General features: G+C 37.6%; 13 protein-coding genes, 1 tRNA gene and 1 pseudogene. 9 read left to right on the top strand and 6 right to left on the bottom strand.

Translation table 11 applies throughout. The annotated features are described in order from the left end of the window. Positions 1–156 precede the first annotated feature (156 nt). Together H6F32_RS19310 and H6F32_RS19305 are read left to right on the top strand one after the other, a co-directional pair. Positions 157–681: a DEAD/DEAH box helicase family protein gene (locus H6F32_RS19310; protein ID WP_313926670.1), complete on the top strand. Its 525-nt coding sequence runs from the start codon at positions 157–159 to the stop codon at positions 679–681. Beyond that, positions 678–1,982, top strand: a complete 1,305-nt coding sequence (locus H6F32_RS19305; RefSeq protein WP_190370898.1) for a type I restriction endonuclease subunit R — start codon at positions 678–680, stop codon at positions 1,980–1,982. The genes H6F32_RS19310 and H6F32_RS19305 overlap by 4 nt, the downstream gene beginning before the upstream one ends. On the opposite strand, the gene H6F32_RS19300 is transcribed toward H6F32_RS19305, so the two are convergent. The 6 genes from H6F32_RS19300 to H6F32_RS19275 all read right to left on the bottom strand — a co-directional run bounded on the left by H6F32_RS19300 (position 1,964) and on the right by H6F32_RS19275 (position 8,876). Then, positions 1,964–2,626, bottom strand: coding sequence for a hypothetical protein (locus H6F32_RS19300; protein WP_190370897.1), 663 nt, complete (start codon positions 2,624–2,626; stop codon positions 1,964–1,966). The genes H6F32_RS19305 and H6F32_RS19300 overlap by 19 nt on opposite strands. Before the next feature lie 42 nt (positions 2,627–2,668). Then, positions 2,669–3,652: an ImmA/IrrE family metallo-endopeptidase gene (locus H6F32_RS19295; RefSeq protein WP_190370896.1), complete on the bottom strand. Its 984-nt coding sequence runs from the start codon at positions 3,650–3,652 to the stop codon at positions 2,669–2,671. Between the two features lie 204 nt (positions 3,653–3,856). Then, complete coding sequence (locus tag H6F32_RS19290; protein ID WP_190370895.1) at positions 3,857–4,363, bottom strand: TniQ family protein; 507 nt, start codon at positions 4,361–4,363, stop codon at positions 3,857–3,859. Further along, a complete protein-coding gene (locus tag H6F32_RS19285) occupies positions 4,363–5,196 on the bottom strand; it encodes a TniB family NTP-binding protein (RefSeq protein ID WP_190370894.1) in 834 nt (277 codons plus the stop codon). The genes H6F32_RS19290 and H6F32_RS19285 overlap by 1 nt, the downstream gene beginning before the upstream one ends. A gap of 3 nt (positions 5,197–5,199) precedes the next feature. Next, positions 5,200–6,954 (bottom strand): Mu transposase C-terminal domain-containing protein, encoded by a 1,755-nt coding sequence (locus tag H6F32_RS19280; protein ID WP_199294645.1) that lies wholly within the window; start codon positions 6,952–6,954, stop codon positions 5,200–5,202. A 488-nt stretch (positions 6,955–7,442) separates the two neighbouring features. Beyond that, entirely contained in the window at positions 7,443–8,876 is a 1,434-nt protein-coding gene (locus H6F32_RS19275; protein ID WP_190370893.1) for an amidase, read from the bottom strand. A 537-nt stretch (positions 8,877–9,413) separates the two neighbouring features. On the opposite strand from H6F32_RS19275, the pseudogene H6F32_RS21280 reads away from it, so the two are divergent. From H6F32_RS21280 to H6F32_RS21275, 7 genes and pseudogenes are all read left to right on the top strand, one after another. Next, positions 9,414–9,520: pseudogene (locus H6F32_RS21280) on the top strand (M23 family metallopeptidase); the annotation flags it as partial. Positions 9,521–9,607: 87 nt separating this feature from the next. Next, positions 9,608–9,680: transfer RNA gene (locus H6F32_RS19270), tRNA-Arg, on the top strand. Between the two features lie 240 nt (positions 9,681–9,920). Then, complete coding sequence (locus H6F32_RS19265) at positions 9,921–10,346, top strand: MerR family transcriptional regulator (RefSeq protein WP_190370892.1); 426 nt, start codon at positions 9,921–9,923, stop codon at positions 10,344–10,346. 19 nt (positions 10,347–10,365) lie between these two features. Further along, positions 10,366–11,112, top strand: a complete 747-nt coding sequence (locus H6F32_RS19260) for a type I restriction-modification system subunit M N-terminal domain-containing protein (RefSeq protein ID WP_242031197.1) — start codon at positions 10,366–10,368, stop codon at positions 11,110–11,112. Between the two features lie 43 nt (positions 11,113–11,155). Next, positions 11,156–12,475, top strand: coding sequence for a restriction endonuclease subunit S (locus tag H6F32_RS19255; RefSeq protein WP_190370891.1), 1,320 nt, complete (start codon positions 11,156–11,158; stop codon positions 12,473–12,475). 2 nt (positions 12,476–12,477) lie between these two features. Then, positions 12,478–14,484: an ATP-binding protein gene (locus H6F32_RS19250; protein WP_190370890.1), complete on the top strand. Its 2,007-nt coding sequence runs from the start codon at positions 12,478–12,480 to the stop codon at positions 14,482–14,484. A 208-nt stretch (positions 14,485–14,692) separates the two neighbouring features. Further along, the gene (locus H6F32_RS21275; protein WP_199294644.1) at positions 14,693–15,067 is read left to right on the top strand and encodes a UvrB domain 3-containing protein; all 375 of its coding nucleotides are present in this window, start codon (positions 14,693–14,695) and stop codon (positions 15,065–15,067) included. The last annotated feature ends 73 nt before the right edge of the window (positions 15,068–15,140 follow it).

The following is a 15,140-nucleotide window of genomic DNA, read 5'->3' as shown; positions in this document are numbered from 1 at the left end:
TAATTAAGTTTAGTAAATTTCATCGTTAATTAATTTCTTAATGCACCCTATCATCATTCTCTCATAAAATTAATACCCGTCATTTATTTAATCTATTACTATTAACAATTCTCAATCAGTCTGATTCAATAACATCTTCATTATTGCAGTACACATATACTAATAATTAGCGATCGCTGTGCCAGTTGCGTAAGTCCTGGTAAGAAAACTGGTGAACAAGATATTATTTTTCCCCGCTATCATCAATTAGATGTAGTGCGGCGTTTAGTTGATGATGCTCAAAATCATGGTACAGGTAAATATTACCTAATTCAACATAGTGCGGGAAGCGGTAAAAGTGAGACTATAGCCTGGTTAGCTTTACGGTTATCTTCCTTGAAAAATACCGAAAATGAGCGAGTTTTTAATTCAATTTTAGTTATCACTGATCGTAAAAACCTAGACCAACAATTACAGGAAACTATTCGCGGTTTTGTACAAATTCCTGGGGTAGTAACTGCTATTAAAAATAATAAATCCAGCAAACTCGCTCAAGCATTAGAAAGAGGCGATGATATCATTATTACTACTCTGCAAACCTTCCGCTTTACTGTAGAGAAAATGAATAGCTTACAGGGTAGTAAATTTGCAGTAATTATTGATGAAGCGTCGAACATTTTCACCAACAAGTATCAGCTTTGATAGATGGACAAGCCAAAGCGATGATCGTCACTCGTTCTCGTCTTCATGCTGTTAAGTATAAATTAGCTTTTGACAGTTATTTAGAAGAAAAAGGTTATCCATATAAGGCTTTAGTTGCTTTCACTGGTGGAGTTATTGATCCAGAAAACCTTTTACCAGAACCTTACACCGAATCACGTCTCAATGGTTTTCCTGAAAGTCGGACAGTGGAGGTATTTAAACAAAAAGAATATCGTTTTTTAATTGTTGCTCGGAAGTTTCAAACAGGATTTAATCAGCCTTTACTACAAACAATGTATGTTGATAAACGCATCAAAAAAGTAGAAGCAGTACAAACCCTTTCCCGTCTTAACCGTAATTACCCCGGTAAAAATGGCGTATTTGTCTTAGATTTTGCTAACAAAACCGATGATATCGAGTCAGCTTTTCAAGACTATTATCAAGCAACAATTTTATCTGAAGCTACAGATCCGAATAAACTTTATGACCTCAAACGCATTTTAGAAAACTTTGGTTTATTCACGACTCAAGAAGTCCAAACCTTTGCCCGTGCTTATTTCCCTACCAAACAAAACCCCAATCCTAACCAAGCAAATTTACACCCCATCCTCAGCCCCATTGTGGATAGATATGAACAACGCACCCCAGAAGATAAAGCAGAAATTCGCTTACGTTTAGGGGAATATGTAGGTATTTACGGTTTTTTAGTGCAAGTAATTACTTTTACAGATGCAGAGTTAGAGAAATTTTACCAGTTTGGGCGACTACTTTTGAAAAAATTGCCTTTTGCTGGCGATCGCTACCCCACTGATTTAACTAATTACATCAGCATGGACTCCTATCGCATTGAGGAAACCAGTACAGGGAGAATTCAGCTTTTAACAGAAGATGGGGAATTAGTGCCTTTATCTGATCTGAGTGTAGTTAAACCAAAAACGGATAATCCAGCCCCTTTATCAGCGATTTTGGCTTATGTTAATGAACACTTTGATCCTGGAGATTGGTCAGATGAGGATAAACTTAATCAGTTTACTGAAGATATGAACAGTAGATTAGCAACCCAGGAAGATTTAATTCTGGCCTTGGATGCTAATATAAATCCCTCTGAAGAAACTCGCAAGTTAGCATTTGAATCCTTTTTTCAGGATACTTTAGAAGACATGATTGATAACAATTTTGATATTTACCAAAAGCTGACAGATGATACAAAATTTGGGGAGTTGTTCCGTCAAGTCATGTTTAACAATTTTCAACAATACTTGGCAAAAAGAAACTCTCATTCTCAGGTATCTGGTGAGTAAATGGTACTACACTGTGATGTCAAAATAGCATCCACAAGTAAATTTCCTGTCTTGATACGTAATTGTTGGATTGCTTCATTCAAGACTCTCACAGCATCTTGTTGTGGTGTCTTCCTACCTAAACTAAATGCCTCAGAGATGACTTGATCACAGGCATCTGCTGAGGCAATTCTACGGCATACTTTTTCATAACCAGTAAAGTTAATCACATGAATTAATACTTGTTCTAAACAAATAGCTCTTTTATTCAATCTTTGCTTAACTTGATGAAAACTAGATGCAGCTAGGGCTTTTAAAAATCTTTTGTCTGATGTTAGTAAGTAAAAATCTTTTTCTGTTTGAGTTGCAGCAACCAACAAAGCTTCACCTACATCAATTCCATCACTAGAAGCCAACGACTGTAATTCTAACTGGTCAGTTATAGAAGTTTCATCAATTTTTTTACATTGATTAGCTATTTGTTTTGCTCTTTCGATACTTGTTGGTTTAAACTGCCGACTTATTTTCTGGGAAGAACTAAATACTTTTCCTGCGGTGGGTAGTATTCTGATGTTGTCCTCTTTTACATTTAAACTAGCAACCATTTCCCAGAAAAGTTGGTAGGCTGCTAGTTTTAAAATCAAATCATTATCTGTAAAATACACCAGCAACGACTTACTCCTCATTCACCATAATATATAAAGATATTATACTCCTGTTACAAACTTGAGGTATTCTTCGCTATCTGGATCTAAACTCTCCCAGTCTAGTCCTTTCTCAAGATATCGGTTAACGATCACAGGAGCATTTGGTCGAGGTTCAAGTATCTTTAATGCCCCTACTCCAATGTTCCACTCATTTCTTTGCCAAGCATAATTTAATGCTAATGCACCAGCTTGGACTCTATCTTTATTTGCCAGTTGTCGCGCCACACGCGCCAGTTGTATGGAGTCTGACTGTTTACCCCATTGATATTTGTCTGGTTCGCCAAAGAGAATAGTCTTAGCAAAGTCGTTGGCTTGATTCTCTTCAGTATCTTGAATTTCCTTAGTTATTTTTTCATCTATCAGAATGCAGTCTTGAACATGACCACTGGCAATATGTCCAATTTCATGAAGAATAATGAACAGTAATTGAGCAGAATACTTATGATTAGAACTAAGTACAATTACTGGACGACCATTAAGAAATGCTGCCATACCATCCATCTTGATAACCCCTTTAGGGAATTCAGAAAAATGAACTACTGGGATACCACAACGCCAGCAAAAATTTAGAACAGCATCAAGGTCTATGTGAGTATGTTTTTCTAAAATAGAATCACGAATTTCTACGGCATCTGTTGAAAGACTTAAAAAAGGTTGTTTGCAAGCATACGTTACCATCTCAGCTATCCGAGCAGCTAATCCCTGAGCAACAACTAATCGGTTTTCATCAGACTTTTGTGTTTTTTTAAATTTAGGACTACTTATTTTCTTAAAAGTAATAGGAGCATCAGGATTGAGAACCGATGCCATATCTAACCCTAAACGTTTGGCAATACGTCCTGCCACTTCTAAAACAGCAACAGGATCATTTTCTAGCTCCGTATCCCACCATTCAGGTAATGCTTTTTCTTGGATATACTTTTGTGGTAATCCAATATTAGATAAGCGTTTATATAGTGTTGGCATTTCAAGGGTATTATTCATCATTAGTTCCCTCCACTGCCTTTTTCAATTTTGACTCCTTACTTGTAATTACAAAACCGATACTATGTCATCTATATATAGTGACACTATTTTTGCAATATGTAAATTGCTGTACTATTGATTAAGCAAATATACAGCAATTATTATATTAAAATCGAGATGCAAAATCATAGTACATTTGTATGTATTATATCTCTATTATCGCTAAGTTGCCACCTTTTGATATGCTGCCATCTCAGCGAATGGTGTTGTACACCGTTGACAAACTTTAAACTCCCACAAAGCAGGAATTTTAAACCTAGCCTCACATTTAGGACACTTGGATAGTAACCGCAAATTATGGCGATCGCATCCCCCAGTTTCCTTAAACTGCCACTTAATTTGGTGACAAGGCGTTTCCGCATAACAAGCACCACATAAACGAATGGGTTCATGCTGTATTCCCACCCCAGCAGGTGGTAGCATTTCGGCTAACCTCTGAGCATCTACTTCTACCACAGATGCAACAGCCTCCAATTCTTCTTGACTAGGGCGAGGATTAAAATGAAACCTTTCCCACCGTGCTACTACAGCACCAATACCTGCCAAATTTCCCAACCCAGCAGGAGATAAATGATTAGCACGTCTGAACCTGCCAAGAAAATGGCTCAGGCTTTCCCCTGGATATGGTTGGATAATAAAAAGCCAGGGCTTAACATCTGGTGCTGTCATCACTTATACTCCTGCGCCACTTCTTGTAAAACAGCCTTGTCAATCTTTTTGAATCCCCTTGATAAAGAGCGAATTGCTGCTTCTCTGAGAATTTCATCTAGCCTACCAATGTAACCTTCTGTTGCCGAAGTCAGAATCCGCAGCATATCCTTGCTAATGAGATTAGAAGGCAATGGCAACTTTAAAATCTTATCTTCCCAAGCTTGTACAGTATCCTGGAAGTCCTTCCCTGACAACTTCCCGAAACGATGACAAGCCCGAAAGCGATTATAGACTTGTTCATCTCGCTTAATTACTGCTTCTAAACGGTCTGTTCCTACCAAAACAACAGCAATACCCAACTTGTCATAAATATCGCGTACATCGGCAAAAGTCTCAGGCTTGATGCGATCAGCTTCATCAATAATGATCATTTCTACGCGACAGCCCTTTAATACCTCCATTGTTCTACCGCGAAAATCCGAGACTGTTCCTTTAGTTGCCTTAAATTTGAGATATTCAATAATCTCCTGAAATAAATCCTTTGCACCGCATTTTTGGGGAGGCTGAATATACACTACAGGGACAATCGGTGTTTTTCCCACTTCCTGCTGTGGCTTTTGTCTATACCGATAGGCATCACAAGCAACTGTTTTGCCCGTTCTTGATTCCCCAACCACTCGACAGGATTGCCGTGCTTTGCGCTTTCCATCTAACCAATCATGCAAGGTTATCACCTGCTGTAACGGCACAATACTTTTACTCTTGAGACGAGCAATTTCAGCTTGTAACCACTCATCATCCGGTTTTACGCCACCTAACTGTTGGGCGATCGCTTGTGCATCATCTGTCATTGTTTAAAATCCGTATTCTTCACGCAGTTGTTCATAGTCCCAAACCTCTAGTTCTTGGGATGAAGATTGAACCGGAGTAGTAGATTCCACCTCTTCTGCTTCCATAACTGGAGATGCCAAGGACTCATTTTTACTATCATTCACCGCATTAGAGCGCAAAATTTCTTGCTCCAATTTTTGACGTTCCTTGCGACTTTTCTTTTTTGCTACCAGAGCATCACGTTCAAGGACTTCTTGCAATAAAGCTTGGTTACTAACAGTCTTACCTGCATTATGCAATCTACGACTAGCAGCAAGAGCTTCATTGAATGAAAGTTGTGCAGTCTCCAAACCTTTAGCATGAGCGCGAGTCAGAAAAACTTCTTGATTTTTCTCTTGGCGATAAACCAGCACCGTTGTAATATCTCTGGGGTCATATCTTAAATTGACCGTTTCCCCAGCATATCCTTCTAGATATTCCCCTCGATACATGACATTTTGAAACTGCAAGTCTCCACCTCTTTGTACTTTGCGCCGTGACTGCTTCATGAGGCAGATATCTAAATCACGTTCTTCAATTGGTACTGGTACTGAGGGTAATCCTGCTTCCCAACGCCCAAAGCGAGTTTGATCACCCATTCGAGCGTCAATACTTTGGTTATAGCGGTCAACAATATAGCGAACTATCAGTTGTTCTAGCTCTCTCAGAGTTAGTCTTGCATCCTTTTCCGCATCTTCTGGGCGTTCCTGGACATTAGAGCCAGTATATCCAGGTAAAGTAGAAAACAGTTGATCATTCAATGTCTTAAAAGGACGTTCAACGATTCCACCCTCCGAAGGGCGATCGCGTAAATGACAGACAAATCCCAATTGCGCTCCAATCTGACTCAAGTGGTTAGAGCGAAAGTCTTTACCCCCATCAGTATAAAAATGTTCCGGCTTGCCGTAAGTTCCCCACTCACAATGCAGTTTGTACTCTGAACCGTATCTTTTGGGTAAAATTGCATGGCGTAACGCTAAGGCTACTACCTCAGAACTAGGTGCATCAAAACCTAGATTAATACCCATAATGCAACGAGAATAGGTATCAACTACAGTGGTTAGCCAGGGACGACTGAGAAGTTCACCATGCTGATCTACTAACAACACATCCGCACGGGTATGGTCACATTGCCAGACATGGTTACTGTAATCAACAGATAAATCTTTCCCTTCACGGGTTTTAACTGAAAGTGTTGTCCCCCTCCTACCAGGACTGCGAATACTTTTAGTTTTTTCTTGTTTTTCCAATATGGGAGCTAATACTCGTAAAACAGTCCTATAATTAGGAGGTTTTAAGTCACCCAATTCATGGGCTTTGGCCTGAACTCTGAGAGCAACTTGTTTAGGAGTCATGCGTTTGCTTCCCTTGTTACCATCCCGATAAGTTTTGATGATAAAGTTTTCCCAAAACTCACCAATTCGATGTTTTCCTTTATCAGTCCTACCTGTCTGAGTGAGTCCGACTAAGCCATCTTGCTCCCATTTTTTCACTAAACGCTGAACTGTTCGGACTGATACAGCTAGTTTTTCAGCCGCAGCCTTCAACTTTTGTCCATAGGTTGTGCGATCGCATGGTTCGAGTAAACTTTGTATTACCTCTAACTTCAGTTGGGCTTCTTCTGAGAGTTCTGTGGCAATCACATTTGTCTCAGGAGGTGCGTTGTCTCCTTCTGATATGCTTTCCATAGGGATAGCTGAGGTATGAACAGTTAAATCAGAATTTTTATCTCTGTTCATAAATCAAATGTATTTTATAAAAACATAATGTTATTCTAAGCTACCGGAAAGCGACAGTCAATTTGTCGTTATGAAAATTTATAAAACCTTTTTTATAGTCTGATAAGCGACAGTTAATTTGTCACTATCAGGGGAAACGACATTTATTCTGTCACTGAACTGGATGGAAGTATAGTATGGTAAAATAACTAAAGTCCTTGTACAGTAAGGATTTGTAGGATGACATTAATTTGTCACGACGACAGATAATTAGTCACTGTACAGTAAAGACAATTCACGAATTGTCCCTGGAATGGTTTAAAATGACTCACATTAAATCACCACAAGATGTATACCGTTCTAAGTTTTCAACGTTCACATATCAAACTTTTGGTATTGAGTTTAAATCACAAAAATATAGTCAAACATAGTCAAATATAATCATTTGTGTTATGACTGGAGAATGAAACTATCTGACTATGCAAAATCAAAAGGAATAAGCTATTAACTTAAAATTTCCTGAAGTTTTCTACCATGTGAGTTAGATGAGTTGAGAGTCTCTGAATATCTGGAATCCAAGGATTAGCCATTTCTAGCTGCGCTGCTATACTAATGATGGTAGACTCCGCCGCAGGTTTACCAATTAATTGTACACTCATAGGAAGACCATCACTATCAAAACCTACGGGAATAGCGATAGCAGGTAAACCCGTAGCATTTGCGACTGGACAAGGCGAAACCCAATTAACTATTTTATCAAATGTTTCTTGTGGGCTTAAATTTGTCCACTGTCCTATGCGAATTGGTGAATGTAGATAGACTGGTAATACTAATATATCTATATGATCAAAAAATGCGATTATTTTTCTAGAAAATATCTGCATTTGTGTTAAGGCTTGCAAATATTCCGCTATAGAACCATTTTTAGCAAATAGAAATTGATTTACAGGTTGTAATGCTTCTATAGGTAATCCTGCTGCTACTATTCCAGCTTGCCACACTACGGGAAATGATGCAACTAAACTAGTAAAATCTGGACATTTTTCTGTAATAGTATGTCCATTTTCCTCTAATAATTTAACTGTTTTTAATACTGCTTGTTCACAGTTAGTATCAGCTTTACCAAAAGGGTTTATTGTTGTACTAAAAGCAATGTTTAATTTTGCCGGTTGAGTTTGACTAGCGTTAAAAAATGACGGTTGAGGATCGGGCAACCAGTAGGGATCTCCTGTATAATATCCTGAGATTACATCTAACATTGCTGCTGCATCGGATACTGTTCTGGCAATAGGTCCATTAACTGCTATACCCCCTAATCTATCACCAACAGGGGCTTGTGTTACTCTACCTCGTGCTGGTTTAATACCTACTACGCCGCAACAAGCCGCCGGTCCACGAATTGAACCTCCACCATCTGAACCTTGAGCGATCGCACATAAACCCGCAGCTACAGATGACGCAGCACCGCCACTAGAACCTCCCGCAGTATAATCTAAATTCCAGGGGTTTCGCGCAGGAGGAAAACCAGTAGGTTCAGTGTAGGGAAAAGAACCTAATTCCGAAGTTGCGGTTTTACCAAGAATTGTAAATCCTGCTTGCTTAATTTTAGTAACAATGCCATCATCATAATCAGAGATATTATTTAATAGTAATGGACTGCCATAAGTACAGGTAACTCCAGCAACAGGATTGAGGTCTTTAATAGAAATTGGTACACCGAAAAAAGGTGGTAATTCAGAAGTAGTGGTAAGTAAATCTGTTTTGATTTTAGCATCAGCGATCGCCAAATCTGCTGTGACTGTAAAATAACTACCCAAAATAGGATTTAACTGTGCAATTCTGGATAAATATAATTCTACTAATTCTAAAGGCGATATTTCCCTACTTAGGATTAATTGAGCTAATTGTAAAGCAGGTGTAAATGCTAAGTCAATATCATTCATAATTAGTTTTTTGCAAAACAAACATTTGAGTGAGAAAATGCTAATAATGCCTAATAAATTGCTTTTATAAGAAAAACCCTCTACCTCAAAATCAGCATTAAATAAATTCAAGATTAATTATATCACAATATACATAAAATATCTCAAATACAAATGTTTTCTTAACATAAAGTTATGAAATATAGCAATTCTGTTTGTAGATCACAGATTTCTGCAATCATTTCGGTGAGTATGTCAAAATGGTATTTTTATAAAAAAATCAAATTATCCCTATTTTTAATATTTTCTTATGTGGTGTGTATTGTATTTCTCTTATTTCCAGTATACGCCACATCGTCACCTACAATCAAAAATATTAAACAACAACAAGAACAAGTGAAACAAAAACGAGAAAATGTCATTCAAGAACAAAAGCGTTTAAATAAGTTGCAAAATGAAGCTGAAAAAATCTCCAAACTGTCAATCAAAATCTGCAAAATACTAATACAGCCATAGTAAAGATGTGAATTACAAGTTAGTGAAGAACATCATCTGTAAAAAGGACAGGCGATCGCTGATGTAGGTTATACTGGTTTATCCACCTCCATCTACATTTTGAGATGCGACGTAATGGTACACTTGTTGATCCTGCTAATTATTTGTAGATAATTTGTAGATAATTTGTAGATAATTTGTAGATTTATTTTGGAGATTATGGAAAATATATGTTACAATGGAAAAATATATAATAAGGGCGCGTGGCTCAGTGGATAGAGCAACAGGTTCCGGTCCTGTAGATCGGGGGTTCGAATCCCTCCGCGCTCGTTTTTTGTGGGGTGTTTACCTTTTTGTCGCCATGTTTCAAATTCTGGGTGTTTACCAATTTGACTCAGTAGTTCGTTAATCAGTGGCGTGTTTTTCTCTGCCATCAATTGCCATAGCTGTTGACGGGTAGATTCACTGGCTAGTAGACGACACTGAATAGTGATTTGGCTCATAAAATAAACATATTTGTCTAATACTAACATATCTGTATTATAGCTTCTTTCTGTAAAATAGTTTTTTATGCAAGAAACTTTTTTCACAAGTAAGGAAGCGGCTCAATTGACAGGTTGTACCCTTCGCCAGATTCAGTATTGGCGAGAGAAGGGGATTGTTGTACCTATAATTAGTGATACGGGTACGGGACGCAGTATTTATTATTCCAGGTCTAATTTGGTGGAGTTGGCAGCTATGGTATATTGGCTGTCTACGGGTATCAGTTTTGATATTGCTTGTTTTATTCTCAAGCAACTGAAGGAACAAGAACCGGAGTTGTTTATTTCGGGTAGGGGGAAGCGGTTTATGTTGTTGTTATCACAGGATGATTCGCTTTCTTTGGTAGAATTTGATCGGAAGATAGCGATCGCATCTCTTGATCAAGGTAAACCTGTGATTCCTGTGTGGTTAGATGTTATTTATGAGAAATTACAAAAAAAATTAGCCCCTTAAATTAAGTACAAAAATATATATGGTTGAACGTAATGGTAATGGTTACAAATCCTTAGAAAATTGGATTTGGGATGCTGCTTGCAGTATTCGTGGAGCGCAGGAAGCAGCGAAATATAAGGATTTTATTCTGCCGTTGATTTTTACTAAACGACTCTGTGATGTATTTGATGATGAACTAAATCGCATTGCCGAGAAAGTCGGTTCTCGTGCTAAGGCGTTTAAGTTGGTGGCACATGATCATAAATTGGTGCGGTTTTATTTACCGTTGCAGCCAAAAAATCCTGATGATCCGGTGTGGTCGGTGATTCGCAAGCTTTCAGATAAGATTGGGGAGACTTTAACAGGATATTTACGAGAAATTGCTGGGCCAAATCCTTTACTGAAGGGAATCATTGACCGTGTAGATTTTAATGCTACTACTCACGGACAACGGGACTTAGATGATGACAGACTTTCAAACCTGATTGAAAAAATATCAGAGAAGCGTCTGGGGTTAAAGGATGTAGAACCAGATATCATTGGGCGCAGTTATGAGTATTTGATTCGTAAATTTGCTGAAAATTCGGGACAGTCAGCAGGGGAATTTTACACGCCCAAGGAAGTGGGAATCATTGATTATAATATTTCTCCTTCCCGTTACATTCATGTAGCAGAAGCAGAGGAGTTTCGACCAATTGCGGAGATTTTGGAAGATTTGGAGGTTTTGGAGAAGGAAGCAGAGGCTACTAATGAGATTTTGAAAAAGGTTTTGGGGCGGTTTAGGTAATGTTTTAATATTTTTAAATTTTAATTAGGGAGTTTGAGATTTGATGAGAGAATGGCAAAAAATTAGAATGAAGGAATTATGTGATTTACTTAACGGATTTGCTTTTAAATCGCAAGATTACCTTGAAAATTCAAATACCTTTAATATTAGGATGAGTAACATTCGTCCTGATGGTAAATTTGATTCAGATTATCAGCCAAGATATTTACCGGATGAATATGCTGATAAATATTCGAGATTTTTACTAGAAGACGGGGATTTAATTATTGCCATGACAGATATGGCAAATGATCCAAAAATTTTAGGAATACCAACTATTGTTAAAAACAAAGGTAGTAGAAACTTTCTTTTAAATCAGCGCGTAGGTAAGATTACAAATACTAATATTAACAAAATAACTTCAGATTTTATGCGTTATTACTTAATGCAGGATAGAATTAGAATTTTTTATAAGAGAACTGCTAAGAAAGGAATACAAATAAATATTAATAAAGCCGATATCTTATCTGTAGAAATACATTTACCCCCTATAGAAGAACAGCAAACAATAGCGTGGTTTTTGTCACTGGTGCAGGATGCGATCGCACAACAAGAGCAACTCATCACTCTCACCACTGAACTGAAAAAAGCCCTCATGCAGAAATTATTCACAGAGGGAACTCGTGGTGAACCACAAAAGATGACAGAAATAAGTCTTATTCCCGAAAGTTGGGATTGTATTAAACTTAAAGATGCGGCTGAATCATTTCAGTATGGAACTTCTGTTAAATGTGATTATGAAAAACATGGCAAACCTGTTTTAAGAATTCCTAATGTAATTGGTGGTTATGTAGATATATCTGATCTTAAATATGGTCAACCCAAGCCAAACGAAATTGAATCTCTAAAGTTGCTGGATGGTGATATTCTATTTGTAAGAACTAATGGCACTAAAGAGAATTCGGGTAGATGTTCAATGTATAGAGGTGAACTTGGAAATGATTGCTATTTTGCATCATATTTAATTCGGGTTCGTATTGATAAAAATAAATTATTTCCTGCTTTTGTAGACGAATATACACGGACTGATATTGGAATTTCATTTCTTTCAGGTCAAGCAATTCGTACAGCCGATGGAAAATTTAATATCAATTCAGGAACTTTGCAGCGAATGCTTGTACCCCAACCAAGTCTAGATGAACAAAGAGAAATAGCAGATATACTTTTTAATATTGATACGAAGATTAATAACTATTTATCAAGAAAAGAACAATTACAAGACCTATTCCGCACCCTACTCCACCAACTTATGACCGCCCAAATCGGTGTTGATGACCTAAATCTTTCCGCCCTAAATCTCGAAATACGGGGAGGAAATGAATAAAAATGCTAACCTTTGATGAACTCTGGGAACTCCTCACCACCCAAGACGAAAGTGTAGAAATCGAAGCCAAGAAAGGCTCAGAAGTTGGTAAAAGTTGCTTAACTACAATCAGTGCATTTGCTAACGAACCTGGTTTAAGAGGTGGATATTTGATTTTAGGAATCAAAGCACCAGAAGATAGTGATAGCAATCAGTATGAAATTGAAGGATTGGAAGATACTGATAAGATCCAGAGAGATTTGACCAGCTATTGTAGCCAAAAATTTAATATTATTATCCGTCCCCAAATCCAGTTGGCTACTAAAGAAGGCAAAACTGTTTTAATTGCATATATTCCTGAAGCTCAACCCACAGAAAAGCCTGTATATCTTGTGAGTACAGGATTACCAAAGGGAGCATATAGGCGTATTTCTTCCACAGATCAACGTTGTACGGATGTAGATATCAAACGTCTGTATCAAGAAAATAGTTTTTCTAGCTACGATACAACTCCCATTTTAGAAGCAACCCTAGAAGATTTAGAACCTCAAGCTATTAACGCCTATAGACAAGCACGAGCAAAAATTAAACCCAATGCTCCTGAATTGAACTATTCAGATCAAGATTTACTCTATTCTCTTAATGTCATCGTTAAAAATCAAAATCATTACTGTCCAACAATTGCCGGATTAATCTTGTTTGGAAATGCGATCGCTCTCCGGCGTTATTGTCCCCTACATCGTGTAGATTATATTTTAATTGAAGGCACAGAATGGATTACCGATTATGAAGATAGATATCAGACTCTTGAAATCCGTGAACCATTACTGTTAGCTATTCCTAGACTGGTAACAAATGTTCTCAATGACTTACCCACAAGATTTGGACTAGCTGAGGATAGCATTCAACGCAGTGAAATTCCTCTCATTCCCCGTAAAGTTATTAGAGAAGCAATAGTTAATGCTGTCATGCACCGAGACTATAGCCAACGTAGTCCTATCCAGATTATTAAGTATTCTAACCGCCTGGAAATCCGCAATCCTGGTTATTCCCTGAAAAATCTGAGCCGAGAAACTTTAGGAGAACCTGGTTCTGTAATTCGTAATGAAGCGATCGCCGCAGTGCTTCATGAAACAGGATTCGCTGAAACTAAAGGATCAGGTATTCGAGTCATGTTGGAAGCTATGCTAGAAGCTAACTTGAGCCTACCATCTTTTGAATCTAATCGTAACTTAGACAAATTTAACGTGACTCTTTTTTCTCATAATCTTTTTGATACAGAAGCCTTACAATGGTTATCACAATTCAAAATCCATAATCTGACTGATGAAGAAGCAAAAATATTAGTTGTCTTGAGAGAAAAAGGAATAATTAATAATGCCATTTCTCGTTTAATCAATGGTGTAGATACCCTGAAAGCTAGTCAAAACTTAAAAAGATTGAGGGATATTGGTTTAATTGAATCACATGGAAAAAGTTCAGCGACTTATTACACCCTTAACCCTGAGTTTCAGTATAAAGAACAATCCCAGGTAGATAAATTTAATCAAGACAGTAGTACGGTAGATGGCAAAACCTTATCAAGACAGTCCTCAACCCCTAATCAAGACAGTAGTACAGTAGAGTGCGAAACCTTATCAAGACAGTCCTCAACCCCTAATCAAGACAGTAGTACAGTAGAGGGTGAAACCTTATCAAGACAGTCCTCAACCCCTAATCAAGACAGTAATCAATTTATACCCGAACAACTTACACTTGAATTATTTCCTGATACGAGAAAAGCAACTTTACAAGAGAAAATAGAGAATATTGGTAGTCGAACCAAGCAGGAGGAAATTAAACATATAATCCTTGAATTGTGTGAAATACAGCCTTACTCATCTAGTGAATTAGCTTCTTTATTAAACCGAGAGCGAAAATATCTGCTAAATAAACATTTAAAACCTTTAATTGATGAGGGATTGCTTGAATATACCAATCCTGAAAAACCAAATGACCCTCATCAGACTTATCGCACTGTTAAAAAATAAACCATATCTTTACCCTAATTATGCCTAAACCTGGAGAAAACAAAACCGTTCAAAGCCGTATTCTCACTTATGCCCAAGAAATCGGCTGGAAATTTGTACCCCGTGACGAAGCCGAAACCCGAAGAGGTTTTAATAACCACAGTGGGAATTTTCAGGAAAAAGCACAACAAGCATCTCTATATTTTGATGATCTCCCCTGCTGTATGCCATGTATCTCGATAAACCCATGCGAGATCATACCTTATTACAGGCGATCGCTCGTGTTAACCGTCCCTACGAAAACGAAGCCCAGGAGATGGTAAAACCGCATGGTTTTGTGCTGGATTTTGTAGGTATTTTCGATAAATTAGAAAAAGCCCTTGCCTTTGATAGTGAAGAAATAAACGCCATTATCAAAGATTTGAAACTGCTCAAAACCTTATTTAAAACCAAAATGGAGCAGCAAGCCCCAATCTATTTGAGTTTGATTCAGAATAATTTTAACCCACATTCCGCACCCCAAACTGTCACAGAGGGAAATTACGTAGATAAAAAATTAAAGGGAGCATCAAAACAAACATATAAAGTGAAAAAAGGCATTTGAGAAACAGTAAATCACCAAAAACGTCATCAAAACCTATTCTCAATAAGAACCAATAAGAATGCACACCACCTGG

It is taken from the genome of Anabaena sp. FACHB-1237 (genome assembly GCF_014696225.1).
Classification (GTDB): domain Bacteria; phylum Cyanobacteriota; class Cyanobacteriia; order Cyanobacteriales; family Nostocaceae; genus FACHB-1237.
This window is presented reverse-complemented; position numbering and strand designations above follow the sequence as displayed.